The 26,646-nt window shown below is 72.6% G+C and carries 26 protein-coding genes; 12 read left to right on the forward strand and 14 right to left on the reverse strand.

All coding sequences use genetic code 11. The features are described 5' to 3' along the window. Positions 1–77: 77 nt before the first annotated feature. A complete protein-coding gene (locus ACYVOM_RS00750; protein ID WP_460301210.1) occupies positions 78–740 on the reverse strand; it encodes a TetR/AcrR family transcriptional regulator in 663 nt (220 codons plus the stop codon). A 99-nt stretch (positions 741–839) separates the two neighbouring features. Beyond that, positions 840–1,133, reverse strand: coding sequence for a Dabb family protein (locus ACYVOM_RS00755; protein WP_460301211.1), 294 nt, complete (start codon positions 1,131–1,133; stop codon positions 840–842). Between the two features lie 132 nt (positions 1,134–1,265). Here ACYVOM_RS00755 and ACYVOM_RS00760 point away from each other — a divergent pair, with 132 nt between their 5' ends. After that, positions 1,266–2,324: an LLM class flavin-dependent oxidoreductase gene (locus ACYVOM_RS00760; RefSeq protein WP_460301212.1), complete on the forward strand. Its 1,059-nt coding sequence runs from the start codon at positions 1,266–1,268 to the stop codon at positions 2,322–2,324. A 30-nt stretch (positions 2,325–2,354) separates the two neighbouring features. Further along, complete coding sequence (locus ACYVOM_RS00765; RefSeq protein ID WP_460301213.1) at positions 2,355–3,893, forward strand: AMP-binding protein; 1,539 nt, start codon at positions 2,355–2,357, stop codon at positions 3,891–3,893. Between the two features lie 221 nt (positions 3,894–4,114). Here ACYVOM_RS00765 and ACYVOM_RS00770 read toward each other — a convergent pair whose 3' ends face one another. Next, positions 4,115–5,050, reverse strand: coding sequence for a cyclase family protein (locus ACYVOM_RS00770; RefSeq protein ID WP_460302325.1), 936 nt, complete (start codon positions 5,048–5,050; stop codon positions 4,115–4,117). A gap of 27 nt (positions 5,051–5,077) precedes the next feature. On the opposite strand from ACYVOM_RS00770, the gene ACYVOM_RS00775 reads away from it, so the two are divergent. Then, a complete protein-coding gene (locus tag ACYVOM_RS00775) occupies positions 5,078–6,232 on the forward strand; it encodes a serine hydrolase domain-containing protein (protein ID WP_460301214.1) in 1,155 nt (384 codons plus the stop codon). A gap of 25 nt (positions 6,233–6,257) precedes the next feature. On the opposite strand, the gene ACYVOM_RS00780 is transcribed toward ACYVOM_RS00775, so the two are convergent. Next, a complete protein-coding gene (locus tag ACYVOM_RS00780; protein ID WP_460301215.1) occupies positions 6,258–7,001 on the reverse strand; it encodes an SDR family NAD(P)-dependent oxidoreductase in 744 nt (247 codons plus the stop codon). After that, entirely contained in the window at positions 6,998–7,636 is a 639-nt protein-coding gene (locus ACYVOM_RS00785) for a cysteine hydrolase family protein (RefSeq protein ID WP_460301216.1), read from the reverse strand. The genes ACYVOM_RS00780 and ACYVOM_RS00785 overlap by 4 nt, the downstream gene beginning before the upstream one ends. Before the next feature lie 76 nt (positions 7,637–7,712). Between ACYVOM_RS00785 and ACYVOM_RS00790 the strand changes: the two genes are divergently transcribed. Genes ACYVOM_RS00790 through ACYVOM_RS00810 form a run of 5 tightly spaced genes read left to right on the forward strand, consistent with a single transcriptional unit; the run spans position 7,713 to position 12,994 of the window. Beyond that, on the forward strand, positions 7,713–8,102 hold the full coding sequence (locus tag ACYVOM_RS00790; protein ID WP_460301217.1) for a Zn-ribbon domain-containing OB-fold protein: 390 nt from the start codon (positions 7,713–7,715) through the stop codon (positions 8,100–8,102). After that, a complete protein-coding gene (locus tag ACYVOM_RS00795) occupies positions 8,099–8,437 on the forward strand; it encodes a VOC family protein (RefSeq protein ID WP_460301218.1) in 339 nt (112 codons plus the stop codon). Before ACYVOM_RS00790 ends, ACYVOM_RS00795 begins: the two co-directional genes overlap by 4 nt. Before the next feature lie 37 nt (positions 8,438–8,474). After that, positions 8,475–10,040, forward strand: coding sequence for a class I adenylate-forming enzyme family protein (locus tag ACYVOM_RS00800; protein ID WP_460301219.1), 1,566 nt, complete (start codon positions 8,475–8,477; stop codon positions 10,038–10,040). Beyond that, entirely contained in the window at positions 10,041–12,233 is a 2,193-nt protein-coding gene (locus ACYVOM_RS00805; protein ID WP_460301220.1) for an acetate--CoA ligase family protein, read from the forward strand. Next, positions 12,233–12,994, forward strand: a complete 762-nt coding sequence (locus ACYVOM_RS00810) for a glucose 1-dehydrogenase (RefSeq protein WP_460301221.1) — start codon at positions 12,233–12,235, stop codon at positions 12,992–12,994. Before ACYVOM_RS00805 ends, ACYVOM_RS00810 begins: the two co-directional genes overlap by 1 nt. Positions 12,995–13,071: 77 nt before the next feature. Here the strand turns inward: ACYVOM_RS00810 and ACYVOM_RS00815 are convergent, their stop codons facing one another. Continuing rightward, entirely contained in the window at positions 13,072–13,947 is an 876-nt protein-coding gene (locus ACYVOM_RS00815) for a hypothetical protein (protein ID WP_460301222.1), read from the reverse strand. 60 nt (positions 13,948–14,007) lie between these two features. Between ACYVOM_RS00815 and ACYVOM_RS00820 the strand changes: the two genes are divergently transcribed. After that, the gene (locus ACYVOM_RS00820) at positions 14,008–14,709 is read left to right on the forward strand and encodes an endonuclease V (RefSeq protein WP_460301223.1); all 702 of its coding nucleotides are present in this window, start codon (positions 14,008–14,010) and stop codon (positions 14,707–14,709) included. A 10-nt stretch (positions 14,710–14,719) separates the two neighbouring features. Here the strand turns inward: ACYVOM_RS00820 and ACYVOM_RS00825 are convergent, their stop codons facing one another. Then, a complete protein-coding gene (locus ACYVOM_RS00825; protein WP_460301224.1) occupies positions 14,720–16,111 on the reverse strand; it encodes an amidase in 1,392 nt (463 codons plus the stop codon). 95 nt (positions 16,112–16,206) lie between these two features. On the opposite strand from ACYVOM_RS00825, the gene ACYVOM_RS00830 reads away from it, so the two are divergent. After that, entirely contained in the window at positions 16,207–16,800 is a 594-nt protein-coding gene (locus ACYVOM_RS00830; protein ID WP_460301225.1) for a TetR/AcrR family transcriptional regulator, read from the forward strand. Here the strand turns inward: ACYVOM_RS00830 and ACYVOM_RS00835 are convergent. From ACYVOM_RS00835 to ACYVOM_RS00855, 5 genes are read right to left on the reverse strand one after another with little or no spacing between them, the layout of a single operon-like run. After that, positions 16,773–17,633, reverse strand: a complete 861-nt coding sequence (locus ACYVOM_RS00835; protein WP_460301226.1) for a TIGR03619 family F420-dependent LLM class oxidoreductase — start codon at positions 17,631–17,633, stop codon at positions 16,773–16,775. The two genes, ACYVOM_RS00830 and ACYVOM_RS00835, sit on opposite strands and share 28 nt — an antisense overlap. Before the next feature lie 13 nt (positions 17,634–17,646). Continuing rightward, complete coding sequence (locus ACYVOM_RS00840) at positions 17,647–19,245, reverse strand: hydantoinase B/oxoprolinase family protein (protein ID WP_460301227.1); 1,599 nt, start codon at positions 19,243–19,245, stop codon at positions 17,647–17,649. Next, positions 19,242–21,398, reverse strand: coding sequence for a hydantoinase/oxoprolinase family protein (locus ACYVOM_RS00845; RefSeq protein ID WP_460301228.1), 2,157 nt, complete (start codon positions 21,396–21,398; stop codon positions 19,242–19,244). The genes ACYVOM_RS00840 and ACYVOM_RS00845 overlap by 4 nt, the downstream gene beginning before the upstream one ends. Next, a complete protein-coding gene (locus tag ACYVOM_RS00850; protein ID WP_460301229.1) occupies positions 21,395–22,336 on the reverse strand; it encodes an acyl-CoA dehydrogenase family protein in 942 nt (313 codons plus the stop codon). Before ACYVOM_RS00850 ends, ACYVOM_RS00845 begins: the two co-directional genes overlap by 4 nt. Continuing rightward, complete coding sequence (locus ACYVOM_RS00855) at positions 22,333–23,454, reverse strand: acyl-CoA dehydrogenase family protein (protein ID WP_460301230.1); 1,122 nt, start codon at positions 23,452–23,454, stop codon at positions 22,333–22,335. The genes ACYVOM_RS00850 and ACYVOM_RS00855 overlap by 4 nt, the downstream gene beginning before the upstream one ends. 44 nt (positions 23,455–23,498) lie before the next feature. On the opposite strand from ACYVOM_RS00855, the gene ACYVOM_RS00860 reads away from it, so the two are divergent. Further along, positions 23,499–24,272, forward strand: a complete 774-nt coding sequence (locus tag ACYVOM_RS00860) for an SDR family oxidoreductase (RefSeq protein WP_460301231.1) — start codon at positions 23,499–23,501, stop codon at positions 24,270–24,272. A gap of 96 nt (positions 24,273–24,368) precedes the next feature. On the opposite strand, the gene ACYVOM_RS00865 is transcribed toward ACYVOM_RS00860, so the two are convergent. Beyond that, a complete protein-coding gene (locus ACYVOM_RS00865; RefSeq protein WP_460301232.1) occupies positions 24,369–24,767 on the reverse strand; it encodes a CBS domain-containing protein in 399 nt (132 codons plus the stop codon). A gap of 487 nt (positions 24,768–25,254) precedes the next feature. Here ACYVOM_RS00865 and ACYVOM_RS00870 point away from each other — a divergent pair, with 487 nt between their 5' ends. Next, entirely contained in the window at positions 25,255–25,485 is a 231-nt protein-coding gene (locus tag ACYVOM_RS00870; RefSeq protein WP_460301233.1) for a hypothetical protein, read from the forward strand. A gap of 45 nt (positions 25,486–25,530) precedes the next feature. Here ACYVOM_RS00870 and ACYVOM_RS00875 read toward each other — a convergent pair whose 3' ends face one another. After that, a complete protein-coding gene (locus tag ACYVOM_RS00875; RefSeq protein ID WP_460301234.1) occupies positions 25,531–26,631 on the reverse strand; it encodes an alcohol dehydrogenase catalytic domain-containing protein in 1,101 nt (366 codons plus the stop codon). Between the last annotated feature and the right edge of the window lie 15 nt (positions 26,632–26,646).

Below are 26,646 nucleotides of genomic sequence, written 5' to 3' on the forward strand. Positions count from 1 at the left end.
CGGGAGAGCCCTGCCGCGGACGCGCGAAGTCCTGCCGCCGGATCGGCGACGGGACCGCGAAGCGCGCGAGCGAATCGTCAGTGCGTGACGATGCCGTCGAAGAGGACCTTGAGGTAGTGCTCGGCGAGGCCCTCGGTGTCGAGGCGGCCGCCGGGCTTGAACCAGCGCACCGCGACCCAGATCGTGTCGCGGATCATCCGGTAGGTGAGCTTGGGGTCGATGTCCTCGCGGAACAGGCCGCTCTTCTGACCCTCGGCCAGGGCGGTGACCCACATCTTCTCGACGTCGTCCTCGGCCTTGGTGAGGTAGGCGAAGCGCTCCTGGTTCTTCAGGTAGTTCCAGTCGTTCTGCATCACCGTGATCGCCGCGCGGTGCGGCTCCAGGGTGCCGAACGCGATGCGCACCAGCGCGGAGATCACCTCGCGCGGGGTGCCGCCCCGCTCGATCGCCGCGCGGTTGGCCGCCATCAGCTCGTCGAAGAAGGAGGACAGGATCTCGTCCACGATCGACTCCTTGGAGTCGAAGTGGTGGTAGAGGCTGCCCGACAGGATGCCCGCCTCGTCGGCGATGTTCCGGACCGTCGTGGCCTGGAAACCCTTCCTGGCGAACAGCTCGGCCGCCAGGCGCACCAGATGCTCGCGCCTCTCGGAGGCCAGCGCCTGGCCGCCCCGCGCCCGCCGGCGTCCGCCGGACGCCTCGCCGGAGCCCTTGGCGCGTCCGCTGCTCGTCGTCGTAGTCACCCCCTCATTATGCCGCGATGGCCAAGTGCTTGTTCGGGAACACAGATTGTCATCATGTTAAATCCAGAGCAAGCGCTTGTTAAGAGGTGTCAGGGTGTCTCAGGAAACTACTTCGTACTGGACCCTGGCCAGGTCCGCCGCGATCGGCGCGACGCACGCCTCGATGAACGCCTGGTGGGCGGGATGGTCGCGGTAGGTGACGAAGCTCTCATCGTCGTCGAAGTCGGCGACCAGGACGAAGTCCTTGTTCCCCGGGTTGCGGCCCGGCCCGAACTCGTAGCGCCGGATCTGCGGGATCCGCTCGGGCAGCTTGGCGAGCTCGGCCGGGACCGCCGCCTTCTGCTCGTCGGTGGCCTCGGGCTTCCAGGTGAACATCACAACGTGCCTGATCATGCGTCCAAGCGTAGGACCCGCGCGCGCATCGGCCGCACGCCCCGGGGCTCGCGGAGCCTCGCCGGGAGCCCCACCGACTGCTACGCTACCAAGCGAGCGCTTGTTTATTCACCGTAAGGAGCGTCCAGACCCATGAAGTTCTCGACCTTCCATCTCTTTCACCGCTTTCCCGGGCAGAGCGCGAAGGAGGTGTACGACTACCAGATCGAGGTGGTCGAACTCCTCGAGGAGCTGGGGTTCGACGGCGTGTGGGTCGCCGAGCACCACTTCCGCGACTACGGCCAGGTCAACAACATCTTCACGCTGCTGGCCAACCTCGCCGCGCGGACCGAGAAACTGCGGCTCGGCACCGGGATCGTCGTGCTTCCGCTGCACAACCCGATCCACGTGGCCGAAGAGGCGGCGATGGTCGACCTGCTGTCGAACGGCCGGCTCCAGCTCGGCGTCGGACGCGGGTACCAGAGCGTGGAGTTCGAGTCGTTCGGGTTGTCCCTCAGCGAGGCGCGCGACAGGTTCGACGAGGCCCTGGCGATGATCCTTGACCTGTGGACCGGCGAGGACGTCCACTTCCAGGGCAAGTACTACGGGTCGGGCAACCCGATCACCCTGCAGCCGAAGCCCTTGCAGACCCCGCACCCGCCCGTCCACGTCGCCGCGGTCTCCCCCGACACCGTCGAGATCTACGCGGCCCGGGGCCTGCCCATCCTCGCCGACCCCGCCGCGCCCTTCCGCAAGATCGCCAAGGCCGCCGAGACCTGGCACGCGACGGCCGCCGCCAACGGCGTGGACACCTCCGCCGTCGAACTCGTCGCCTCCCGCGCGGTGTACGTCGCGCCGACGATCGAGCAGGCCAAGGCCGACCAGGCGCGGTTCGAGGAGGGCTTCGACCGCAGCCGGATCTTCAACGCGCAGAGCGCCCCCATCGACTCCAAGACCGGCGAGGTCGCCAAGGGCTTCGAGTTCTGGCAGGACAAGTACCTCAAGGGCGGCTCGGTCGGCAACGACTTCCGCTGGGAGCAGCTGGAGGTCATCGGCGACCCCGAGCGCGTCATCGCCCAGATCCAGATGGTCAAGGAGATGGGCTTCTCCAACCTCATGTGCGACTTCGGCTCCACCCGGCAGGTCCCGATCGAGGACATGCGCAAGACCCTGCGCTTCTTCGCCGCCGAGGTCATGCCGGCGTTCCGGTAGCCCGTCCCTTCACGCGCGAGGAGGCGCTCCTTGTCCAACCCCCAGAAGGCTCCCGTCCACGAGCTGACCCTCGGCGACGTCCTCGGCGAGCACCGGCGCGGCAGGCCCTTGGGCGACGCGGCCGTCGACGGCGCCGTCCGCCTCACCTATCCCGCCCTGGACGCCCGGGTGAACCGCCTCGCCGGAGCACTGGCCGGGGCCGGGGTGCAGCGCGGCGAGCGGGTGCTGTGGCTCGGCCAGAACTCGTTCCGGATCCTTGAGCTGCTGCTGGCCTGCGGCAGGCTCGGCGCGGTCCTGTGCCCGGCCAACTGGCGGCAGACCGCCGACGAGATGGCGTTCATCCTCGCCGACCTGGAGCCGAAGGTCGTCGTTTGGGAGGACTCCCAGGCGAACTCCGAGGCCGTCGCGCAGGCGCGCGAGGAGAGCACGGGCAAGGCCGTGTGGGTGCAGGCGGGGCTGGAGTACGAGGAGTTCCTCGCCGCCCACCCGGACGCCGAGCCCCCGACTCCGGTGGACGGAGGCGAGCCTGTGCTCGCGCTCTACACCGCGGCCTTCGACGGACGCCCCCACGCCGCCCTGCTGTCGCACCGCGCGCTCATCGCGCACGCCGAGGCGCTGCTGCACCAGCGCGAGATGCGCGACGGGTTCGCCTACCTGGCCTGCGGGCCGATGTTCCACGTCGGCACCACCATGTTCGTGCTGGCGACCTTCCTGCTCGGCGGCAAGAACGTCTTCACGCCCGCCTACGAGCCCAAGGAGGTGTGCCGGCTCATCGACGCCGAGAAGTGCACCCAGGCGTTCCTGTTCGGGCCGATGATCGACGGTCTCGTCGCGGCCAACGCCGAAGGCGCGTACGACCTGTCGTCCCTGCGCTTCGTCTCCCACTCCCCCGAGTGGGACGCGATGACCACCGTCGACGACTCGCCGTGGTGCACGTCCAAGATGGGCGGGTACGGGCAGACCGAGGTCGGCGGCATGCTGACCTTCCTCGGCCTCGCCCCGGGCGGTGCGGGACCGGCGGGACGCGCGGGCACGCTGGCCGCGATCCGGCTGCTGGACGCAGGCGGCCGGGAGGTCGCGCCGGGCGAGGTCGGCGAGATCTGCGCGCGCGGCTGGGCGGTCTTCAGCGGCTACCACAACCGGCCCGAGCTGAACGCGGCCAAGTTCCGCGGCGGCTGGCACCACACCGGCGACCTGGGCCGCCGCGAGCCCGACGGCACCCTCACGTTCATCGGCCCGAAGCTGCGGATGATCAAGTCGGCCAACGAGAACGTGTACCCGGCCGAGGTCGAGCGGGCGCTGAAGAGCCACCCGTCGATCGCCGACGCCGCCGTCATCGGCGTGCCGGACGAGCGGTTCGGCCAGACGGTGAAGGCCGTCGTCGTCCTCGCCGAGGGCGCCTCGGAGACCGAGGAGTCGGTCATCGACCACGTCCGCGGCGAGATCGCCTCCTACAAGAAGCCCCGCTACGTCGCCTTCGTCACCGAGATCCCCAAAAAGGGCTACACCCCCGACTACGACGCCCTCGACGCCGCCCACGGCGGAGGCGGCTACCCCGGCGAGTCCTGACCGCGCCCCGTGCCGGACCGCACTCACGGGCCCGGCACAGACGCACTTCAAGCCCCCGGCTCCGGGGCCTGCGGGCCGGGCTCGTCCGGCCCGCAGGCGTTCGAGAACTCGGCTCCGCTTGGGCGCACGAACGCCGGACCCTGCTCACCGGGCCCGGCACAGGCACTTCGGGAACCCGGCGTGTGCGCCGGGCCCGTCGTGGGACGGGTCGGCGGCGGACGTCACAGGAGGGCGAGCGGGGTGATCGGGCTCGCGGTGCCTCCTTCGATGTTCAGAGGGGCGGCGACGAAGAGGAAGTGGGTGCGGTGCGCCTCGGCGAGCTCTTCGAGCCACAGCATCTCGGCCAGGTGGATGCCGTGGCGCCACAGGAAGAGCAGGTGGAGGTCGTCGTCCAAGGACTCGTCGGCTCCTTGGTGGGCGTTGAGCGCGCTGATCGCCGAGTTGTCGGAGGCGACCATGGCGATGTCGCGCTCGGCGAGCCAGCGGCCCGCCTCCGCCGAGAGGCCCGGCTGGCCGGACCAGTACTTCTCCGGCGACTCCGCCCACGCGAGCGGCCAGCCCGTCCGGACCACGGCGACGTCGCCGGGGCGCACCTCGACCCCGCACGCCTCAAGGTCGGCGACCGTGATGCGCTCTTCGGCGGCCAGATAAGGGACGCCGCGCAAGGCGGGGATGTCGAAGAACGACGCGCGGGCGACCACAGGCCCCGACTTGTCTATGCCGCACCGCGTGGCCCCGTAAGAGCGGACGCGGGAGGCGGGATGCCCGTTGTAGAGGGAGTCCCCGGCCCACATGTGGCACAGCGCGTCCATGTGTGTGGTGGTGCCGTGCGGGGTGACGATGATGGCGTCGTCGGCCATGCGCAGCCCCGCCCCGACGGGCCTGGTGCCCGCCACGTAGTCGGCGCCGTCAACCGACATGAAGTGCTGGGGCAGGGGCCGCCCGCGCAGGTGCGGGACCGTGGTCGGCGCGGGCCCCGAGGTCGATCCCTTGATCGGCAGGGAGAGCGGCAGGACGCGCCCCTCGGTGACGGTCCCGACGGCGGCGAGCACCACTTCGGGAGTCAGCAGGTTAAGTGCCCCTTTTTCATCATTCACTCCCCAACGGCCCCAATTATTCGATGTCTGGGGGGTTTGCAGCCCTTCGGGCGGTGTCATGATGTGGCGACCTTTCGAGGAGGAGAGATGGGCGTCGTCGAGGGACACTGCGATCCGGCCTTCCAGGCGGTCCGCGACGTGTTCGAGGAGCAGTTCGCGGAGGGCCGGCAGCTCGGCGCGGCGGTGGCCGTGACCGTCGGCGGGCGGCCGGTCGTGGACCTGTGGGGCGGCACCGCCGACCGGCGCACCGGGCGGGCCTGGGAGCGCGGCACGCGCTGTGTCGCGTTCTCCTGCACCAAGGCCGTCACCGCCACGGCGGCGCTGCTGCTGGCCGAGCGCGGCGAGGTCGACCTGACCGCGCCCGTCACCGGCTGGTGGCCGGAGTTCGGCGTGCGGGGCAAGGAGGAGACGACGGGTGAGCACCTGCTCACCCACCAGGGCGGCCTGCCCGCCTTCGACCGGCCGGTCTCCCCCGAGGAGGCCGCCGACCCCGCTGCGATGGCCGCCCTCCTCGCCGCGCAGGCCCCGGAGTGGACGCCCGGCGACGGGCACGGCTACCACGCGCTCACCTACGGCTGGCTGGCGGGCGAGATCGTCCGGCGGCACGCGGGCACCACCGTGGGCGAGTTCGTGCGGCGCGAGTTCGCGCCCGACCTGTGGATCGGCGCACCGCCCGAGGTCATCGCCGAGGCCGCCAGGCTCGGCGGACGCCCCGTGCCGTCCGGCGGCGCGGACCCGGTGGCCCGCGCCAAGAACGACGACCTGCTGCACCGGATGGCCGAGGCCTACATGGACCCGACATCGCGGATGAACCGGGCGCTGCACAACCCCCGTACGTCCTTCAACAACCCGGTGGTCCTGGCGGGCGGCTGGCCCGCCGCGGGCATGCTCGCCGCGCCCCGCGACCTCGCCGCCTTCTACGACAGGCTCGTGCGCGGCGAGATCCTGAAGCCGGAGACCCTCGCCGACGCCACCCGCGTCCGCGTGCACGGCCCCGACCGCACCCTCCTGGTGAACACCGCGTTCGGCCTGGGCTACATGCGGCCTAACGTGAACTTCCGGGTCCCCGCCGAAGGCCGTGCGGCGGCGTTCGGCCACTCGGGCGCGGGCGGCTCGCTCGGCCTCGGCGACCCGGCCGCCGGGCTGGCCTTCGCGTTCGTCCCCAACCTCATGGGCGACGCGATCGGCGGCGACCTTCGCTCGTACGAGCTGCTGAAGGCCGCCTACGCGTCCCTGGCCTGAGCCTCCGGGCGTCACTGCCCCGCCCTCAGTGCATGGTGATGCCGCCGCTGACCGACAGGGTCTGGCCCGTGATGTAGCCGGCCCTGTCGGTGCAGAGGTAGGCGATCAGGCCCGCGACGTCCTCCGGCGTGCCGATCCGCCTGAGCGGGATGCCCCTGGCGAGCTTGTCCAGGAGGTCGGGATGGCCCTTGGCGACCTCGCGGACCATGGGGGTGTCGGTGGGTCCGGGGCAGACGACGTTGCTCGTCACGCCGCCCCGGGCCGCCTCCCTGGCGAGGGACTTGGCGAGGCCGAACAGGCCCGCCTTCGTCGCGCCGTAGGCCCCCTCGCCGCCCGAGCCCGCGCGGGCGCCGTCGCTGGAGACGAAGACGAGACGGCCCCAGCCGCGCTCGACCATGCCGGGCAGCAGGGCCTTGGTGAGCTGCATGGGGGCGCGCAGGTTGACCTTCCACATGAGGTCCCAGTGCGCCGGGTCGCTCTCGGTGAACGGCTCGACGATCGAGATCCCCGCGTTGTGCACCAGGACGTCGACGGGCCCGGCGCGCTCGGCCAGCGCGTCGATCGAGGTGGGGTCGGCGAGGTCGACGGCGAGGCCCTCGGCGTCGGGGAGCTCCTTGGCGAAGGCCGTCGCCGCGTCGGCGTTCAGGTCGGCGACCAGGACGCGCGCGCCGAGGGCGGCGAGGTCGCGGCAGATCGCGCGGCCGATGCCGCCCGCGCCGCCGGTGACCAGGGCGGTGCGGCCGGGCAGGTCGAGTCCGGGGAAGGTCATGATGCGGCGCTCCGGTCGAGCCAGGCCTCGGCGAGGTCGTCGGCGGTCGTGCGGGTGGCGAGCAGGGAGATGGTGTGCGCCAGGACGGCGTCGCCGTGCTCGGCGGGGATGCCCGCGACCGCGTCCACGGGGACGACGACGCGGTAGCCGAGCGCGACGGCCTCCGAGGCGAGCCCGGGGATCGCGAGGTTCAGGGAGACGCCGACGCCGACGACCGTGCTGACGCCGAGGGAGCGCAGCACCTGGTCGAGCGTGGTGCCGGTGAAGGGCGTGAAGCCGTGGTAGCGGCGGTTCTCCAGGTCCGAGGGGTCGGCCAGCTCGGGCAGCACCTCGATCGCCGCGGTGCCCTCCAGCATGTGCGCGGGGTCGCGCAGGAGGTTGCGCAGGAAGGGCGTGTTGTCGGTGTGGCTGCCGGCGCGGTCGGCGCGGAAGGCCGCGGTGCACTGGACGACGGGCACGCCCGCGGCGCGGGCGGCGGCGAGGACGCGGGCCGCGGCGGCGACGGTGCCGCGCTCGGCGCAGATCTCGCGCAGGCCGGGGAACTTGGCGAGGTCGCCGAGGACGCCGCGCTGCATCTCCATGACCAGGACTGCGGTGTGGCCGGGGGCGGCGAGTTCGCTGAGATCGAGGGGCACACCGGCAATCTACGCGCCCTAGCGCTTGCTTGGGTAGCCCTTGTCGACCAACCAAGCGTGCGCTAGTTTGGCCGCGATGGACCCCGCACGCCCCGCCCCCGCGCCGAGCCCGCTGACAGAGCCCTACTGGGCGGCCTGCCGGCGGGGCGAACTGGCATTGCAGCGCTGCGCCGACTGCGCCCGGTTCGTCCACTTCCCCGAGGCTTCCTGCCCTTACTGCGGAGGCACGAACCTGCCGTTCGAGCCGGTTTCCGGACACGGCGGCGTGCACACGTTCACCACGGTCCACCGGACGTTCCTGCCGGGCTTCGCCCCGCCCTACACCGTCGCCTGGATCGACCTCGACGAGGGCGCGCGCGCCTTCGGCACCCTGCACGCCGCCGAACCCGCGATCGGGATGCGCGTCCGCGTCTGCTTCGACGACCTACCGGGCTTCGGCCCCATCCCCTCCTGGAGGCCCGCGTGACCCGCGTCGGCAACGTCATGTACCCCGCCAAGGACCTCGCCGCGGCCGTCGCCTTCTACCGCGACGGGCTCGGCCTCACCGTCAAGTTCGCCGACGGCGACCGCTTCGCCGCCCTCGACGGCGGCGGCACCACCTTCGCGCTCGTCGGCGCCGAAGAGGACCTCGCCGGAGCCGTCGCCGCCTCCTTCAAGGTCGAGGACGTGCCCGCCACCGTCGCGCGCCTCACCTCCGCAGGCGCCGAGCTCGTCCGCGGGCCGGAGGAGGGACCGCACGAAGTGCGCGCCCTTCTGCGCGACCCGGCCGGGAACCCCTTCGTCGTCTACGCCGCCCGCTAGTCCCCTCCCCGCCCCTTCCCCCGGAAAGGAGACCGCTGTGACGCACTCCCCGTTCTCCAACTACGCCTACGCCATCCTCACGGCGAACGCCCTGCGCACCCCAGGCAAGACCGCGCTCACCTACTGCGGCACACGCTCCTTCACCTACGAGGAGCTGAACCGGAACGTCAACCGGGTCGCGCACGCGCTGCTCGCGGCGGGCGTCGCACCGGGCGTCCGGGTCGCGTCGCTCATGAACGAGACCCTGCACGTCGCCGAGGTGTACCTCGCGCAGATGAAGATCGGGTCGGTCGTCTCCGCGCTGAACCCCTACTGGCCGCTGGACACCCTGCGGCAGGTCGTGGCGGCGTCGGAGGCGACGGTGTTCGTCTACGACGCCACGGTCGAGGAGGCCGTCGGGCGGATCCGCGGGGAGCTGCCGGGCGTCAAGCTGTGGATCAAGGTCGGCGGACCCGGCGAGGAGGCCGTCGACCTCGACGCGCTGGCCGCCACCGCCTCCGAGGAGGAGCCCCCTTACGGCGGCCACGGCTCGGACCCCCTCGCGCTCTTCTACACCAGCGGGACCACGGGGCTGCCCAAGCCCGTCGTGCACACCCACTTCTCCGCGATCTCCATCGCGCAGATCTGGACCGACGTGGCGACGGCCGAGGACTCCGTCACCGGGACCGGCGCCATCATCTGGGGCATCGGCTTCCCCGCGCTCGTCGGACCCGCCTTCTACGCGGGCCAGAAGCTCGTCCTGGAGCAGGACTGGAGCCCCGCCACCTTCACCCAGGTGGTGCCCCGCGAGCGCGTCACGCACGTGTCGGTCATCCCGTCGTTCTTCTCGGCGCTGCTCGGCAGCGACGACCACGAGAGCGCCGACCTGTCGTCCCTCCGGGCCATCATCCTCGGCGGGGAGCCTCTGCTGCCGGCCTTGCGCGACCGCATCAAGGCCCGCTTCCCCGACGCCGCCATCTACTCGTACTACGGCCAGACCGAAGCGCCCTACACGGTGTTCGGAAGGCAGGACGACGGCTCCCAGCCCATCACGGCCTCCGGGCGCGCCCGCAAGGGCTGCGCGGTGAAGGTAACCGGCCCGGACGGGGAGAGGCTCGTCGGCGAGGTCGGCGAGATCAACCTGACCGGCCCGAACATGATGACCGGCTACGACGGACTGCCGGAGAAGACCGCCGAGTCCCTGCACGACGGCTGGTTCGTCGGCGGCGACCTCGGGATCATCACCGAGGACGGCACGCTGTCCGTCCTCGGGCGGCGCGACGACGCCATCCTCAAGGGCGGCCAGTGGTCGCAGCCCGCGCAGATCGAGGAGAAGGCCGTCGAGGTGCCTGGCGTGGCCGAGGCGGGCGCGGTGGGCGTCCCCGCGCACGCCGAGAGCGGCGCGGCCGAGCAGAAGATCCTCCTCGCGGTCGTGCCGCGCGCCGGGGCCGAGCTGGACGGGGACGCCGTCCTCGCCGCGCTCGCCGCGACGCTGCCCGCGCACCAGGTGCCCGACGCGGTCGTCGTCGCCGCCGAACTCCCGCACACCACCGACGGGTCGGGCGGCCCCGGCAAGCTGCTGCGCCGGGGCATCCGCGACGAGTTCGCCGAGGTGCTCGGCTAGATGGGGAACCTTCCCGCAAACGGGCAGCCGCCCTCCGGGCATCTTCCGGAACACGCGGTCAAGGCGCTCGTCTCCGGCTTCGGCGTGCGCGTCCCACGCGGCGCGCACGTGCCCGCGGACGGGGATGTGCGCGCCGCCGCGGCGGAGCTGACGCCGCCGCTGGTCGTCAAGGCCTACGGACCTGAGCTGCTGCACAAGAGCGACGCGGGCGCGGTCGCGCTCGGCAACGCGTCGGCCGAGGAGGCGGCGGAGGCCGCCGCCGCGATGCTCGCGCGCGGGGTGTCCGCCGAAGGGTTCCTCGTCGAGGAGCAGGCCGCGCCGGGCGTCGAGGTCATCATCGGCGCGGTCCGCGATCCGGCCTTCGGGCCGGTGCTGCTCGTCGGGCTCGGCGGCGTCCTCACCGAGGTGATGGACGACGCGGCCCTGCGGCTGCTGCCCGTCACCGAGGCCGACGTGCGCGCGATGCTCGCCGAACTGCGCGGCAGGGCCCTGCTGGAGGGCTTCCGGGGCCGTCCTGGCGTGGACGTGGACGCGCTGGTCGCCACGGTCCTCGCGGTCGCCGACGCGCTGGGCTCGCCCGCCTTCGAGGGATTCGCCGAGTTCGAGCTGAACCCCGTCATCTGCTCGCCCGAAGGGGCCGTCGCGGTCGACGCGCGGCTCGTTCCGGGGGCCGCGGCGGGGACCTCCCGGGAAAGCGAAGAGGGGACGAGCCACCGCGCCGCGGCCGTCCCCTCGCAAAGAGGGACGCGCGAGACTCCCAAGGTGGACCCTAACCAAAAGGTGACATTCGACGCACTGTTCGCGCCGCGGGCGGTCGCGGTGGTCGGGGCGTCCACGAAGAAGCCGAACTTCGGGAACATGTTCCTCGGCTTCTACCAGAAGGTCTTCTCCGGACCCATCTACGCGGTCCACCCTACGGCCCCGTCCATCGACGGCGTCCCGTGCGTGAAGTCCCTCGCGGAAGCCGACGTGGACTACGCGCTCGTCGCCGTGCCGGCGTCCCAGTGCGCCGAAGTCGTCGCCCAGGCCTCCGGCATCCCGTTCGTCCAGGTGATGAGCGGCGGCTTCGGCGAGACCGGGGACTCCTCGGCCGAAGCCGCACTGCTCGCCGCGGTGCCCGAGGGAACACGGCTGCTCGGGCCGAACTGCATGGGCGTGTACTCCCCCGCCGGAGGACAGACCTTCCTCGGCGGCGCGCAGGGGCCTCCCGGAAGCGTCTCGGTGGTCTCCCAGTCCGGAGGGCTCGCAGGAGAAGTCATCAAGGTGGGCGAGCGCAGGGGGCTGGCCTACTCCAAGGTCGCCACCGTCGGGAACAGCCTCGACGTCACACCCGCCGACCTCCTCGCCTACCTCGGCCAGGACCCCTCGACGACCGCCATCGGCCTCTACCTGGAAGACCCGAGAGACGGCGTCGCCCTGCGCGCCGCCCTGGCGGACTGCCCCAAGCCCGTCGTGGCGCTCGTCGGAGGGCGCAGCGCCCAAGGACGCGAAGCCGCGGCGTCGCACACCGGCGGCATGATCGGCGACGGGCGGGTGTGGAACGCGCTCTCCCGGCAGACCGGCCTCGCCCTCGTCACCAGCCAGGACGACCTCGTCGGCGTCCTCGACTTCTTCGACCGGCACGCCGGACGGCCAGTGCCGCGGGACACCGAAGGCGTCCTGGTCATCGGGCCGTCCGGCGGGGCCAGCGTCCTCGCCGCCGACGCGTTCGACACCGCGGGACTGCGCCTCGACGGCTTCCCCGCCCCCGCCCGGGACGCGCTCCGCGCCCTCGGCCTCGGCGCGGGCACCTCCCTGGCGAACCCGCTGGAAGTACCCGTCGGGCCGCGCGCCGACCCCGCGCTCGTCTCCCGGGCCGTCACCGCGATCCTGGAGCACCGCGCCTACCCCGACGTCGTCGCGCACGTCAACGCGCAGAGCTTCTTCACCTTCGGCGACAGCGCCGAACCCCTCCTCGCCTACACGCGGGCCATCGCCGACCTCCAACGCGCGCTGCCGCACACCCGCGTCACCCTCGTGCTGCGCAACGGCGAATGCGCGCCCGCCGGCGTCGAGGACGCCGTCCGCGCCGCCGCCCGCGAAGGAGGCGTCCCCCTCTTCCGCGGCATGGAGGCCGCGGCATCCGCGATCACCGCCGCGGCGGCCGCCCTGCGCGGCCCCCGGCACCCCCGGCAACCGAACGGAGACCACTGATGGGCCAGCTCGACGGGAAGGTCGTCCTCATCTCCGGAGGGGCGCGCGGCATGGGCAAGTCCCACGTGAAGCGCCTCACCTCCGAAGGAGCGAAAGTCGTCTTCGGCGACGTCCTCGAAGAGGAAGGCGCCGCCCTCGCCGCCGACCTGGGCGACAGCGCCGTCTTCACCCGCATGGACGTCACCCGGCCCGAAGACTGGGAGACCGCGGTCTCCCTCGCCGTGAAGACCTACGGCGGCCTCCACGCGCTCGTCAACAACGCCGGCGTCATCAAGGTGAAGAACATCGAGGACATGGAACTCGCCGAGTTCCAGCGCGTCCTGGAGATCAACCTCGTCGGACAGTGGCTCGGCATCAAGGCGGTCATCCCCACCCTCCGCGACAACGGCGGCGCCATCGTCAACATCAGCTCCACCGAGGGCTTCGTCTCCTCCGCCGGCTACTCCGCCTACAGCGCCAGCAAGTTCGGCGTCCGCGGCCTCACCAAGACCGCCGCCCGCGAACTCGGCAAATACAACATCCGCGTCAACTCCGTCCACCCCGGCGGCATCTTCACCGCCATGTCCCTCGACCCCGACGTCGTCGCCCAGGCCGCCCCCAAAGCCGACGCCTTCCTCGCCAACCTCCCCCTCGGCCGTATGGGCAACACCCGCGAAGTCTCCGGCCTCATCACCTACCTCGTCTCCGACGACTCCTCCTACGTCACCGGCGCCGAGATCGTCATCGACGGCGGCATGATCACCGGTGCCGGATTCAGCTGAGAGATCCTGGACCGGGCCCTTCGCGCATGACCCGCCGGGATGCGCGAAGGGCCCGGGGCCTCGTCCGGGTCGCCCGCTCACCTGCCAGCGGAGTGGGCGCCGGGCCCGGCTGGAAGGCGAACGACGGCGGTGCCGGCCTGGGACTCGCCGAACTCCCAGGCCGCGACGAGGGAGCAGCCGAGGTCCTCCAGCACGTGGTTCAAGGCCCAGTGGCCGGTGCCGCAGTAGGAGGCGCCCTCGCTCCGCGCGTCGTCGTCGCCGAGGCACAGCAGGCGGAGATGGTCGCGGAGGCCGGGATACGTGACGGCGCCCAGCCTCTCCTCCCAGGGCTCCTCGGCGCGGCGGGACCGCGTCATCGGGACCAGGTGGCCGGGGCCGCGCCCGGTGAACGTCGCGGCCCGCATCGCGTCGGTGAGCGTGCCGTCGGTGGCCACGCGCAGCAGCACCGTCAGCCAGCCGTTCAGTTTCCCGGCCCCCTTGCCCGTCAGGTCGACCCCGTGCCGGGCCAGCAGCGGTCCCAGATCCGCGCCGTGCACCAGCGCCTCCCCTCCCTCACCGAACGCTGAGACGGCCCGCAGGTCGGCGGCGAAGACGTCGTCGAACGGCCGGGGGCCCTTGTGCCCGCCTTCGCCCCACGGACCCGATCCGGCCAGGAGGTCGGGGTCGAGGCAGAACAGCGAACCGCCCAGGTCGAACCGCCACGCGAAGGGCGAGAACGGGTACTCCTCCGCGTCCGGGTCCGGCAGCCGTGTCGGCTCCCGGCCGGTCAGGGCCTCGGGGGTCGCCCAAGGACTGGGGAACAGGAACTCGTCGAAGGGATCCGAGGCGTGGTACACGCCGTATACGGCGCCGTCGTCGGTGGCCGGTGGCGCGCCCAGCAGGATCTCGAAGGCGCCGCTCAGGGCGTCGTCCCAGCCTTCGGCGGAAGTCTCCGGGGGCGTCTCGGTGATCATGCGGGGGCTCCTCGATGCCGTGTCATCAACGGCACCATAGGGGTCCTTTAGGGTCGAAGGATGGAGATCGCCGGGACTTACGCACGGCCGGGAAGCGTCGCGGAGGCCGAGGCGCTCCAAGTGGAGCTCAGGGAGCGGCTGCGCTTCCCGCCCCTGCGGGACGCGCCCGCCACCGTCGCGGGCCTGGACGTGGCGTACTCCGGGGACGGGGAGGGGGACGACGGGCTTGTGGCGGCGGCCGTCGTCGTCTTGGACGCGCGCACCTTCCGGGTCCTTGATGCGGCCGTGGCCGTGGAGCGGCCTTCGTTTCCGTACGTGCCGGGGCTCTTCGCGTTCCGGGAGGTGCCCGCTCTGCTTTCGGCGCTACGGGGGCTCGGGAAGGTGGCGCCGGACGTGCTCGTGTGCGACGGGCACGGGCTGGCGCATCCGCGGCGGTTCGGGCTCGCGTGCCACCTCGGGCTGCTGACCGGGCGGCCCACCTTCGGGGTCGCCAAGACGCCGCTGCTTCCGTCGGCCGCTCCGGGGGACGAACGCGGGGCGTCCACGCCGCTGCTCCTGGAGGGTGAAGAGGTGGGGCGGACGCTGCGTACGCAGACGGGGATCCGGCCCGTGCACGTCTCCCCCGGGCACCTCATCGACCTGGACTCCTGCGTCCGCCTCACGCTCGCCCTCACGCCCCGCTACCGGCTGCCCGAGACCACCCGGACAGCCGACGCGTGGTCTCGGGACGCCTTGAAGAAGGCGCTCTCCGCCTCTCCTTAACGCAAGACCCCTACAGCGCGGGCGTGCGGTCGTGCCAGCGCTCGGCCTCCTGGAGTTGGGCGGCGAGGGTGAGGAGGGTGCGTTCGTCGCTGTCGTGGGCGAGGAACTGGGCGCCGATCGGGAGGCCGTTGGAGGAGAAGCCCGCGGGGACGCTCACCGCGGGCCAGCCGAGGACGTTCCAGGGCCAGGCCAGGGGGCACAGGGCGGCGACGCCGGACTGGGTGCGCCGGTAGCCGGCCCCGTCGAACGCGCCCACACGCGACGGGAGGTGCGCGGTCGTCGGGGTGAGGACGACGTCGGCGGCGGCGAAGATGCGGCCGACGCGGCGGCGCAGGTACGGGTCGAGTTTCCGGGCGAGGGGCAGCAGCCGCCGTCCGGCGATCCGGCCGATCCTCGCCTCCACCTCGGTGCGCGCCTCCGGCTCCGGGTCGGGCATCGAGTCGAGCCACTCCGCGACGCCCGTGGTGCCGCGCGGCACGAGGCCGAGCGCGACGGGGCCGTAGTCGGGGTCGGCGGGGAACACCTTGTGGCCGAGGTCGGTGAGGACGCGGGCCATGCGCTCGATCGCCGCGCGGATCTCCGGGTCGATGCCGCCGGGCACGCCCCAGGCCGTCCGGAAGGAGACGGCGACGCGCAGCCGGCGCGGGGTGCTCCGGGCCGCGTCCACGAACGGGGTGCGGGGAGGGTCGAGCCGGTAGACGTCGTCCGGGTGGCTGCCCGACAGGACGTCGAGGAGGAGCGCGGCGTCTTCGACGGTCCGGGCGAGGGGGCCCCAGACCGTCAGGCCGTGGAAGGGGTCGGTGTGCGGGTAGCCGGAGACCCTGCCGCGCTGGGGTTTGACGCCGACGAGGTTGGTCCACGCGGCCGGGATGCGGATGGAGCCCGCGCCGTCGGAGCCGACGGCTGCGGCGACCATGCCGGCCGCGACCGCCGCGGCGGACCCGCCGGAGGAGCCGCCCGGCGTGTAGCCGAGCTTCCACGGGTTGCGGGCCGCGCCGAAGCCGGGCGACTCGCTGAACGGCCACAGCCCGATCTCGCAGGTGCGGGTCTTGCCGATGATGATCGCGCCCGCCGCGCGGAGCCTGCGGACCTGCTCGGCGTCCCGGACCGCGGGCCGGTGGGCGCCCTTCACGGCGAACGGAGTGGTCTCGCCTTCGAGGTCCGTGTCGTCCTTGACCGCGACGGGCACCCCGAGCAGCGGCAGCCGCTCCCCCGCGGCGATCCGCCGGTCGGCCTCAGCGGCCTCCTGGAGGGCCTGCTCACCGCGCACGACCCGGAAGGCCCCGACCCGCTCGTCGACCGCCGCGACACGGCTCAGGGCCGCCTCGACGAGCTCCGTGGCGCTCGCCTCGCCCTTCGCGACCAGCCCCGCCTGCTCGGCCAGCCCGGGATACCCGCCCATGAAAGCCTCCTCGTTCGTTCGAACGAACGATAAACTGGCGACGGCCCTTCGCGGAAGGCCCAGAACGGCCCGGAGCCCCTGAGAGGATGGCCGCCATGAGCAGCGACACGCGGGAGAGGATCCTGGGCGCCACGCTGCGGCTGGTCGCCGAGGACGGCGTCGGCGCGGTCACGAACCGGCGGGTCGCGGCGGAGGCCGGGGTCTCGCTCGGCACGCTGACGTACCACTTCCCCGCGCAGGGCGATCTGCTGCACGCCGCGCTGACCCGGTTCGTGGACACCGAGATCGAGCGGATCTCCGCGCTGGCCCTGGCGTTCTCGCACGCCGCCCTGACCCCGCAGGAGGCCGCCGCCGAGGTGGAGCGCGCCATCGTCGCGCTCGCCGGGACCCGCGAGCAGATCGCCACCCTGGAACTGCACCTCCAGGCCGCCCGGCACCCTTCGCTCCAGGAGGCCGCCGCCCGCTCGGTCGCCGCCTACGACGCGCTCGCCGCCGCGATCCTCGACGCCCTGGGCGTGCCCGAACCGGGACGGCACGCCCCCGTCGTCGTCAGCCTCCTCTACGGCCTCGCCATCCGCCGGCTGTCCACCGGCGACCCCAAGGGCGAGGGCACGGCCGCCGCCCTCACCACCCTGCTCACCGGCGTCCTCTCGGCCGCGGGTCAGGACGGGGGCGGGGTCACGCCGTAGGACTCGGCGAAGGGGGCGAGGGAGGCCACGGCGTCGCGGGAGCGGGTCCAGGGACGGACGATGAGGCGGTCGACGCCCAGCGACTCCCAGACGGGGACTTCGTCGGGGGTCCGCATCTCGTAGGCGTGGACGGTGACTTCGTACGGGGGGCGGTTCGTGCGGTCGACTTCGGCCTTGTCCCTGAGGTCACGTAGGAGGGCGAGTCTCGGGGCGATGGCCTCGGGGGTCTGGGGCATGCTGATCCAGCCGTCGTTGCGGGCGGCGCGGCGCAGTGCCGCGTCGGACTCGCCGCCGACGGTCACCGGGATGAGCGGCTGGACGGGCTTGGGCTCGAACGCGACCTCGGGGACGGTGAAGTGGCGGCCCTCGTGCGCGACGACGGGCTCGGTCCACAGCCGCCGGGACAGGTCGAGGGCCTCGTCGAGACGCGAGCCGCGGGTCCGGAAGTCCACGCCCGCCGCGTCCCATTCGCCCCGGTACCAGCCGCTGCCGACGCCCACGATGGCGCGCCCGTCCGAGAGGTGGTCCAGCGTGGCGAAAGCGCGCGCGCTGATGAGCGGGTGCCTCAGCCCGTACAGGTACACGGCGGTGCCGAGCCGCACATGGCGGGTCACGGCGGCGAGGTGGGACAGGTAGCCGAGGGCGTCGAACAGAGGGGTGCGCGGGTTGATGCCGGGGTCGGAGGTCCCCGGATAGTTCGCGGTGGACAGGTCGGTGGTGAAGACCAGGTGCTCGGGGATCCATACGGAGTCGAAGCCGAGCCGGTCCGCCTCGACCGCCAGGGGCTTCCACAGCGCCGGGTGGACGAGGCCGAGGGGTATGCCGAATCTCAAGGGTGCGTCCGTCCTACGAGTCGCCGGTGATGCGTCCGTCTGCGAGGTCGCGGGCCCGGTCGGCCTCCGCGCGCCCGGACGGCGCCCCGTACCCGCCGCCGCCCGACGTCTCCAGGACGAAGGCCTCCCCTGCCCGCAAAGGCTGCCGGGTCGCTTTGGTGTCGAGGGGTTCGCGCGTGCCGTCGGGCAGTTCCCGGAAGTAGCCTCCGGCCCGTCCGGGCAGGCCGCCTTCTGCTCCGGGAGGCGGCCGGTGCAGGCGGTCTCCCCGGGTGTCGACGCGTGCGTCCTCCAGAAGGCGGATGACCGTACGGGTGCCGAGTCCGCCGCGCCGGGTGCCGTCGCCTCCGGAGTCGGGGATCAGCTCGACGGCTTCGATCCGCACCGGGAGCCGCGCCTCGACCGGCTCGACCTGCGCGATGATGTTGCGCCCGCCGCCGAACAGCGCGCCCGTCGCGTCGGGGCCGTCGCGATCCGCGCCCGCGCCCATCCCGCCGAGGTCGAACGACATGTGCAGCCACGGCCGGTCCGCCCCGCTCAGGCTGAACCCCTGGAGGATGCCGGACGCGGCGACTCCCCGGCCCGGCAGCGCGCGGGTGAGCGCCGCGAAGATCGCCTCCTCCGCCGCCGCGACCGTGCCGAACCTTCCGCCGCCCGGATACGGCCGGGTGCAGTGCACGAGGCTGCCTTCGGGCATCACGACGTCCAGCGGGGCGAAGCACCCCTCGTTGAGCGGCAGCGCCGGATCGACGTAGCAGCGCAGCGCGTACATGACGCCGCCGAGCGTCTGGGAGAAGCCTGAGTTCACCGGAAGCGGCACCTGGCCGTCGGTGCCGGTGAAGTCGATCCTCGCACCGCCGCCCGCCAGGGTGACCGCGACGCGGACGGTCAGCCCGTCGTCGAGCGTGTAGGAGCCGACGTACGTCCCGTCGGGGATCTCGGCCAGCGACGCGCGCATCAGGCGCTCGGTGTCGGCGAGGTAGGCCGAGACGGCGTCGGCGAACCGCTCGTCGATCAGCTCCTCGACCCGCCGCGCGGCCACGTTGGCCCCGGCGATCAGCGCCCGCAGGTCGCCGACGAGCTTGTCGGGGGTCCGCGAGTTCGCCGCGAGGATCGCCACGACGTCGTCGACGAGCCCCGCGGCGGTGGCGATCCGGACCGGCGGCAGTTGGACGCCCTCCAGGAACACGTCGGTGGCGTCGGAGGCCATGCCCCCGGCCGACAGCCCCGAGAGGTCGGCGACGTGGATGAGCGTCCCGGTGAAGTACGCGGCCTCGCCGCCGGTGAAGACCGGGCGGAACACCAGCAGGTCGTTGGCGTGGATGCCGCCCTGGTAGACGTCGTTCATGAGGAACACGTCGCCGGGCACCATGTCCGCGGCAGGGAAGCGGCGCAGCAGGTACGGGAGGGCGCTGCGCAGGGACGCGCACTGGATGATCGCGGTGGACGTCGAGTGCGCGATGAGCCTTCCGCCCGCGTCCAGGACCGCCGCGGCGGCGTCGGCGCCCTCGACGATGAAGGTCGAGTAGGCCGAGCGCACCACGACGATGCTGGCCTCCTCGGCGGCCGTGCACAGCGCGTTGCGCAGGATCTCGGCGGTCAGGTCGTCGCTCACGGGGCCTCCTCGGTGAGCCGTTCCAGCAGGGTGGCGCCCTCGGGGGTCGCGGTCGCCCGCCAGCCCGGGGGGACGAGGACCGAGCACTGGGCGTCGGTGAGGATGCGGGGGCCGGGCAGGGGCTCGCCCGGCACGCAGGACGCGCGGGGCTGCGCCGGGATCTCCCGGGCCGCCCCGTCGAGGTGCACCGTGCGGGGCGTCTCGACGGCCGGTACGGGTTCGGCGGGCGCGGCGGGAGGGTGCGGCGCGACCACGGTGACGCGTACGCGCGCGGTGGTCAGCTCCGCCGGATCGCGCAGAGGAATCCCGTAGGACTCCTCGTACTTCTTGTAGAAGTTCTCGGTCACCTGCGCGATGAGCGCCGAGGTGAGCGGTCCGGGCGGGAGGTCGACGGTGAAGGCGTGGGCCTGCCCTATGAAGCGCATCCCGACCGACCGTGTGACCTCGCCGCCTTCGCGGGCCGACAGGTCGCCCCGCGCGGCGATCTCCAGCGAGTCGAGGAGGGCGCCGAGCCCTTCCAGGGCCTCTTCGGTGAGGGAGGCGGTGTCTTCGGCCGCACTGTGCCCGGACGCATGAGAACCCGGCTTCGCCGGGGCGCCCGAGCACAGTGCGGTGACCGGGCGCAGGAAGGTGCGGGCGTGCTCCACCGACAGGTCGGCGCGCAGGAGGCCGGCGGCCGAGCCGACGCCGGAGTTCGCCGGGACGAGCACCCGGCTGATCCCGAACCGTTCGGCGAGCCGGGCCGCGTGGGTGGGCGCGGCGCCGCCCAAGGCGACGAGGGTGTACCCGCGCGGGTCTATGCCGCGCCGTACGGTGACGACATGGACGGCCGTCCCCATCTGCGCGTTGGCGATGTCGTGCACGGCGGCCGCGGCGGTGGCCGTGTCGACGCCGAGCGGGTCGGCCACCTTGCGCATGGCCTCTTCGGCGAGTTCCCTCGACAGCGGGAACGCGAACTCGTCCGGGGACAGGTAGCCGAGGATGAGGTTGGCGTCGGTGACGGTCGGGTCGAGGCCGCCGCGCCCGTAGCAGGCGGGTCCGGGGTCCGCGCCCGCCGACCGGGGGCCGACCCGGAGCGTCCCGCCGGACACCGACGCGATGGAGCCGCCTCCGGCGCCTACCTCGGCGAGGTCGATCGCGGGGATCTTGATGGGCACGCCCGACCCCGGCCTGCGTCCGCCGAAGCTGCCCTTGCCGCCGACCTGGAACTCGTGGGTGATGCCGGGCCGGCCGCCGCGCACGAGCCCTGCCTTGGCGGTCGTGCCTCCCATGTCGAAGGAGATGAGGTCGGCGAGCCCGCGGGCCGCGCCCGCGTCGGCCGCGGCGATGACGCCCGCCGCGGGCCCGGACTCGATGGTCCGTACGGCCAGTGCGGCGGCGATCTCGGCGGGCAGCACCCCGCCCGCTGACTCCATCACCTGGACGGGGGCGGTGATGCCGAGTTGGTGCAGCCGTTCGGTGAGCCGGCGCAGGTAGGAGTCCATGACCGGCCCGACATAGGCGGACATGAGAGTCGTGGTGGCCCGTTCGTACTCGCCCATCTCGGGCCAGACGTCACTGGAGAGCACGACGGGCACGTCGCCCAGGCGGGCCCGGAGGATCTCCCCGAGCCGTCGCTCGTGGGCGGGCTCGGCGTAGGAGTGCAGGAGGCAGACCGCGACGGCCGCGACGCCCAGGGCGGCGATCTCCTCGCCGACGCGGGCCGCGCCTTCCTCGTCCAAGGGCGCGACTTCGCTCCCGTCCGCGCCTATCCTGCCGTCCACCTGGAACGTGTGCGTCAGCGGCACGGGCGGGTCGGGCTGCACGAAGCCGAGGTCGAAGCGCTCCTCCTCGACCCGGGCCTGGCGGCCGAGCGCGAGCAGCGCCCGGAAGCCGCCGCTGGTGACGAACGCGACGGGCACGCCGCGCCGCTCCAGGATGACGTTCGTGGCCAGCGTCGTCGCATGGACGAACCGGGTCACCTCGCCCGGGTCCACCTCGGCCAAGGCGAGGACTTCGCTGACACCCCGGAGAAGGCCGTCGCCCGGGTCGTCCGGCGTGGTCAGCGTCTTGACGACGTGGACGCGTCCGTCCGCGTCGGCCAGCACCACGTCGGTGAAGGTGCCGCCGACGTCCGTCGCGACGGTGCAGCCCCGCCCGCCGGCGCCCGTCACCGGTCGCCCAGGAGCGCCGCCCGCATCCGCGCCCTGTGGTGGCCGGGATCGCCCCAGGCCGGGACCAGCGCCCACACCCTCGACAGCCACAGGTGCAGGTCGAGTTCGTCGGTGTAGCCGATCGCGCCGTGCACCTGGAGCGCGACGCGGGCCGCCCGGTGGGCCGCCTCGGCGACCGCGACCTTGGCGGCCGACACGTCGCGGGCGGTGTCCGGGCCGGGGTGCGCGAGCGCATAGGCCGCGCGGTGCACGAGCGGCTCGGCGAAGCGCAGGCCCACCGAGACGTCGGCGAGCAGGTGCTTGACGGCCTGGAACGAGCCGATGGCCTTGCCGAACTGCCTGCGCTGCGCGGCGTAGGCGACGGCGGCGTCCAGGAGGTGGTCGCCGAGCCCGAGGAGCTGGGCGGAGACCGCCACTGACGCGTGGTCGGCGGCGGCTCCTCCCGGCGCGGTCTCCCCCGCGACGGTCGACAGCCGCCGCGTCCCGTCCGCCGAAGCCGCCTCGACGGGTGAGGCGGTGGCCTCCTCGGGCAGCAGGAGCAGGTCGGCGATGTCGGCGTCGAGCAGGTAGGGGTTCTCCGCGCACCGGACCGAGGCCGCCGCCTCCCCCGCGGCGATCCGCGCAAGCCAGGGCGAGCCCTTCGGCAGCAGGAGCGGCGCGGCGACGGCGGTCTCGACGAGCGGGCCGGGCACGCAGAAGCGGCCGATCTCCACCCAGGCGAGCACGGTGTCGAGGGGGGTGAGGCCGAGGCCGCCCTGATCCTCGGGCACTATGGCGCCGAGCAGGCCGAGCCCGGCGAGCGCGGTCCAGGCATCCCCGCGGCGCACCGACGGGTCGGTGCGCGCGGCGCGGACGAGCGCGGGCGGGCAGGCCTTGGCGAGGGCGTCGGCGACGGTCGCGGCCAGCAGCCGCTGGTCCTCGGTGAAGGCGAATCTCATCGGGGCAGCCCCAGCACTCGTTCGGCGATGATGTTGCGCTGGATCTCGTTCGTCCCGGCGTAGATCGGGCCGGCGAGCGCGAACAGGAACCCGTCCATCCAGCGGTCGGCGAGGGCGGCGGCGGGCCCGCGCAGGGCCAGCGCCAGCTCGTGCAGCTTCAGGTCCAGCTCGGACCAGAAGACCTTCATCAGGGACGACGCCGGGCCCAGCTCGATGCCCTCCTCCAGGCGCGCCACGGCGGCCCAGGTGTAGAGGCGGTAGGCGTCGGCGTCGGACCAGGCGCTCACCGCGGCGTCCCGGAGGGCCTGGTCGCCGGACTCGCGCGCCAAGGCCAGGAGCCTGTCGGCGACGGCCATGAACCGTCCCGGGCTCCGCAAGGTGAGGCCCCGCTCAGACGACGTGGTGGCCATCGCCACCGACCAGCCCTTGCCGACGCCGCCGAGGACCTGTGACGCGGGCACGTACACGTCGTCGAAGAAGATCTCCGCGAAGCCGGTCTCCCCGTCGAGCTGGGCGACAGGCCGGACGGTGATGCCGGGGGCGTCCAGAGGGAAGAGGTAGTAGGTGAGGCCGTGGTGGCGCTCGGAGGCGGGGTCGGAGCGGAACAGGCCGAAGCCCCAGTCGGCGAACACCGCGCGGGAGCTCCACGTCTTCTGGCCGTTCAGCCGCCAGCCGTCGCCGTCGGGGGTGGCGGTGGCGCGCAGGGAGGCGAGGTCGCTGCCGGACTCCGGCTCGGACCAGGCCTGCGCCCAGACCTCCTCCGCGGTCGCCATCTTCGGGAGGAACCGGGCCTTCTGCTCGGGGGTGCCCCAGTGCAGAATCGTCGGCGCGAGCAGGAAGATGCCGTTCTGGCTGACCCTTCCGGGCGCGCCGGAGGCCCAGTACTCCTCCTCGCAGATGAGCCATTCGACGAGCCCTGCCGCGCGCCCGCCGTATTCGGCGGGCCAGGACGGGACGCTCAGCCGGGCCTCGGCGAGCGCGCTTTCCCACTCCCGGTGCCGGGCGAAGCCTTCGGCGGTGTCCATCGACGGGAGGGGCTCGGCGGGCACATGGGCGGCGAGCCACTCCCTGACCTCGGCGCGGAGCGCCTGCTGGGCGGGTGTGAAGGTGAGATCCACGTCCGCACGGTACCAAACAAGCAATCGCTTGGTACAGTGCGCGCATGGTGCTCGAAGACAGGATCGCGGTCATCACCGGGGCCGGACCGGGGCTCGGCAGGACCCTCGCCCGGCTCATGGCGCAGGAGGGCGCGAAGGTGGTCGTCGCCGCCCGGACGCCCGCGTCGCTGGAGGCGATCGCGGCCGAGACCGGCGCCCTCGCCGTGCCGACCGACGTGACCGACCCCGAGGCGGTCCAGGCGCTCGCCGCCACGGCGCACGAGCGGTTCGGGCGGATCGACGTCCTGGTCAACGCCGCCTTCCCGGGCACGCACCGCAAGAACGTGCTCGACATGGACGCCGCCTACCTGGCGAAGTGGCGCGAAGTCGTCGACATCGCCGCGTACGGAACTCTTCTGGCGTGCCGGTATATAGCGCCGTACATGGTCGCGCAGGGGTCAGGCTCGATCGTGAACATCACCTCGATGTCCAGCCGCTCCGGCTACGCGGGCCGCAGCGACTACGCCGCCGGAAAGGCCGCCGTCCACCTTCTGTCGCACTGCCTGGCCGACGAGCTCGGCCCGCACGGCGTCCGCGTCAACTGCGTCGCCCCCGGGTGGATCGCCAGCCCCGTCCTCGACGACTGGACGGCCACCCGCGCCGCCGCCGAAGGCACCACCTTCGAGGCGGTCCGCGCCCGCGACACCGCCGCCATGGCCCTCCGCCGCATCGCTTCCGAGGAGGACATAGCCCGAGCCGTCCTCCACTTCGCAAGCGACGCCTCCGCCACCACCACGGGCGCCGTCCTGGACGTCAACGGCGGCCAGCACTTCGCCTGATCGAACTGCGCCGCCTCCGGCGTCGCGTGATGGGGCGTTTGGGATCCCGGGCACTGCCCCTCCGGCCCCAGGGGCCTACGGGGCAGCGCCGTGGCTTCAACTCGTTCCCATGTAGATCTTGTGGCAGAAATCGGCGAGTTCGGTGTCGGGCAGGTGCTTGGCCAGGTCGGCCTCGCTGATCATGCCGACGATCGAGTCGTTCTCGATCACGGGCAGCCGCCGGATGCGGTGCTTCTCCATGATCTCCAGCGCCTCCGCGACGGTCGCGGTCGGCGGGCACGAGTACAGCCCGCCCGCGAGATCGGCCGCCGTGACCTTCGCCGGATCATGCCCCTCGGCGACGCACTTCAGCACGATGTCCCGATCGGTGAGTATCCCCTCGTACCGCCCCGACGCCCCCACGATCGGCAGCGCCCCCACGCCCTCCTCGCGCATGACCTGCGCCGCCCGATCCAGCGTCTCGTGCCCCTCGATGGTCCGCGCCCCCGGACTCATCAGATCCCGAGCATTCCTCTCGTTCCCCATGGCCTCCCCCAAACCTCGTTTTTCCCTTCATCACTCACCGCCCTACCCGACCCGCCCCCCACTACCCCCAACAACCTTCCACAAACCCGGAGATCCCCCAACCAACCCAACAAAAGCCACCACCCCCACAGAACCCACAATTCCCCCAATCCCAATTCTCATTTCCCCAATCAATCGACAAACCAGCCCACCCCAATCCCGAAAAACTCGATTTAGCCAACGAATTCCATCAACCGTCACTACAGTCCCACCCATGCCCGTTTCCACAGCGCACGAGGCACGGACGCTTCTCGTCAAAGAGAACCCGGACCTCGTGCACCATTTCTGCGCCCAACTCGTTTCTGGGCAACGTCTGCGGTGCGCTCGATTCCCTGCCGGACCCCGAAAAGGCGGGTCGGTACCAAACCTCATGGTCGGTGCGCTCGATGAGGCCGGCCGCGACTACGTGGAAATCCTGATGAAGCAGCAGCCCTTCAGCTACAGCAGCCCCTGGACCGACTCCCTGCGCGCCGAAGGCGCCATCAAGAGCACCGCCATGGCCGTGATCAAGGTTCTCCAGGCGCGGGACATCCTGGTCACCCAGCCCGCGCGTGAGCGCATCCTCGCCTGCGAGGACGGCGACCAGCTCGACCGGTGGCTGGAGCGGGCCGTGACCGCCGCCGGCGTCGACGAGCTCTTCGTCGACTGACGCAAGCGGGTGTGGGCGGCGTTTGTGGCGCCGCCCAGCGGGTGGTCAGAAGGTGATGATGGAGCGGGCGACCTGGCCGGAGCGGACTCGGGTGACGGCGTCGTTGACGGCGTCGAGGGCGACGCGTTCGGTGGCCAGGGAGTCGAGGTTGAGGCGGCCCTGGCGGTAGAGGTCGACGAGGAGGGGGAGGTCGCGGGCGGGGTTGGCGTCGCCGCCCTGGGTGCCCATGAGGCGGCGGGAGGAGAAGAGGGCCGAGGTGGGGATGTCGAGGGAGGGGGCGGAGGGGCTGCCGACCATGACCGTGGTGCCGCCGGGCTGGGTGGCGGTGAAGGCCGCGGTGAGTGCGGCGGGGTGTCCGGTGACGTCGAAGGCGTAGTCGACGCCGCCGCGGGCGATCTCGCCGACCTGCTTGGGAAGGTCTTCGGAGAGGATCGTGTGGGTGGCGCCGAACTCCTTGGCGAGTTCGAGCTTGCCGGGCAGCAGGTCGGCGGCGATGACGGTCGTGGCGCCGGCGAGGACCGCGCCCTGGATCACGTTGAGGCCGACTCCGCCCGCGCCGACGACCAGCACCGACGATCCCGGCTCGACCTTCGCGGTGTTGAGCACCGCGCCCACTCCGGTGACGACGCCGCAGGCGGTCAGGGAGAGGAGGTCGAGCGGCACGTCCTTGGCGACCTTGACGCACATCGGCTCGGTGACGACCGCGTATTCGGCGAACGACCCGATGCCGATGTAGGGGGTGACGGCCTCCCCGTCGAGGGACAGGCGGGTGGAGCCGTCGGGCATCATGCCCATGATCGCGGCCATCCGGGACTTGCCCGAGCACAGGTGGACGCGTCCCCGGGAGCAGTTGCGGCACCGTCCGCACGGCCCGTTCATCGCCACGATGACGTGGTCGCCCTCTTTCACCCCGGTGACGCCGGGCCCGACGGCGGCGACGACGCCCGCGCTCTCGTGCCCGGGGATGACGGGGAGCTTCCTGACGACGGGGCTCTTGCCGTCCAAGGTCTTCAGATCCGAGCCGCAGATGCCGGACGCCGCGATCTTGACCAGGACCTCGCCGGCCCGCGGTTCCTGCACGTCGACGGAAAGGATCTCCAAGGGGGCGCCGAACTCGCGGAGCACGGCGGCGCGCATAGTCGTCATACCGAGCACCGTAAC

This window comes from Actinocorallia aurea (assembly GCF_054783995.1).

Excerpts from the sequence above, each read along its gene's own strand:
- ACYVOM_RS00755 (WP_460301211.1), bottom strand. The coding sequence starts at position 1,133 with ATGATCAGGCACGTTGTGATGTTCACCTGGAAGCCCGAGGCCACCGAC.
- ACYVOM_RS00760 (WP_460301212.1), top strand. The coding sequence starts at position 1,266 with ATGAAGTTCTCGACCTTCCATCTCTTTCACCGCTTTCCCGGGCAGAGC.
- ACYVOM_RS00770 (WP_460302325.1), bottom strand. The coding sequence starts at position 5,050 with ATGACACCGCCCGAAGGGCTGCAAACCCCCCAGACATCGAATAATTGG.
- ACYVOM_RS00775 (WP_460301214.1), top strand. The coding sequence starts at position 5,078 with ATGGGCGTCGTCGAGGGACACTGCGATCCGGCCTTCCAGGCGGTCCGC.
- ACYVOM_RS00780 (WP_460301215.1), bottom strand. The coding sequence starts at position 7,001 with ATGACCTTCCCCGGACTCGACCTGCCCGGCCGCACCGCCCTGGTCACC.
- ACYVOM_RS00790 (WP_460301217.1), top strand. The coding sequence starts at position 7,713 with ATGGACCCCGCACGCCCCGCCCCCGCGCCGAGCCCGCTGACAGAGCCC.
- ACYVOM_RS00805 (WP_460301220.1), top strand. The coding sequence starts at position 10,041 with ATGGGGAACCTTCCCGCAAACGGGCAGCCGCCCTCCGGGCATCTTCCG.
- ACYVOM_RS00810 (WP_460301221.1), top strand. The coding sequence starts at position 12,233 with ATGGGCCAGCTCGACGGGAAGGTCGTCCTCATCTCCGGAGGGGCGCGC.
- ACYVOM_RS00815 (WP_460301222.1), bottom strand. The coding sequence starts at position 13,947 with ATGATCACCGAGACGCCCCCGGAGACTTCCGCCGAAGGCTGGGACGAC.
- ACYVOM_RS00820 (WP_460301223.1), top strand. The coding sequence starts at position 14,008 with ATGGAGATCGCCGGGACTTACGCACGGCCGGGAAGCGTCGCGGAGGCC.
- ACYVOM_RS00825 (WP_460301224.1), bottom strand. The coding sequence starts at position 16,111 with ATGGGCGGGTATCCCGGGCTGGCCGAGCAGGCGGGGCTGGTCGCGAAG.
- ACYVOM_RS00830 (WP_460301225.1), top strand. The coding sequence starts at position 16,207 with ATGAGCAGCGACACGCGGGAGAGGATCCTGGGCGCCACGCTGCGGCTG.
- ACYVOM_RS00850 (WP_460301229.1), bottom strand. The coding sequence starts at position 22,336 with ATGAGATTCGCCTTCACCGAGGACCAGCGGCTGCTGGCCGCGACCGTC.
- ACYVOM_RS00860 (WP_460301231.1), top strand. The coding sequence starts at position 23,499 with ATGGTGCTCGAAGACAGGATCGCGGTCATCACCGGGGCCGGACCGGGG.
- ACYVOM_RS00865 (WP_460301232.1), bottom strand. The coding sequence starts at position 24,767 with ATGAGTCCGGGGGCGCGGACCATCGAGGGGCACGAGACGCTGGATCGG.
- ACYVOM_RS00870 (WP_460301233.1), top strand. The coding sequence starts at position 25,255 with ATGAAGCAGCAGCCCTTCAGCTACAGCAGCCCCTGGACCGACTCCCTG.
- ACYVOM_RS00875 (WP_460301234.1), bottom strand. The coding sequence starts at position 26,631 with ATGACGACTATGCGCGCCGCCGTGCTCCGCGAGTTCGGCGCCCCCTTG.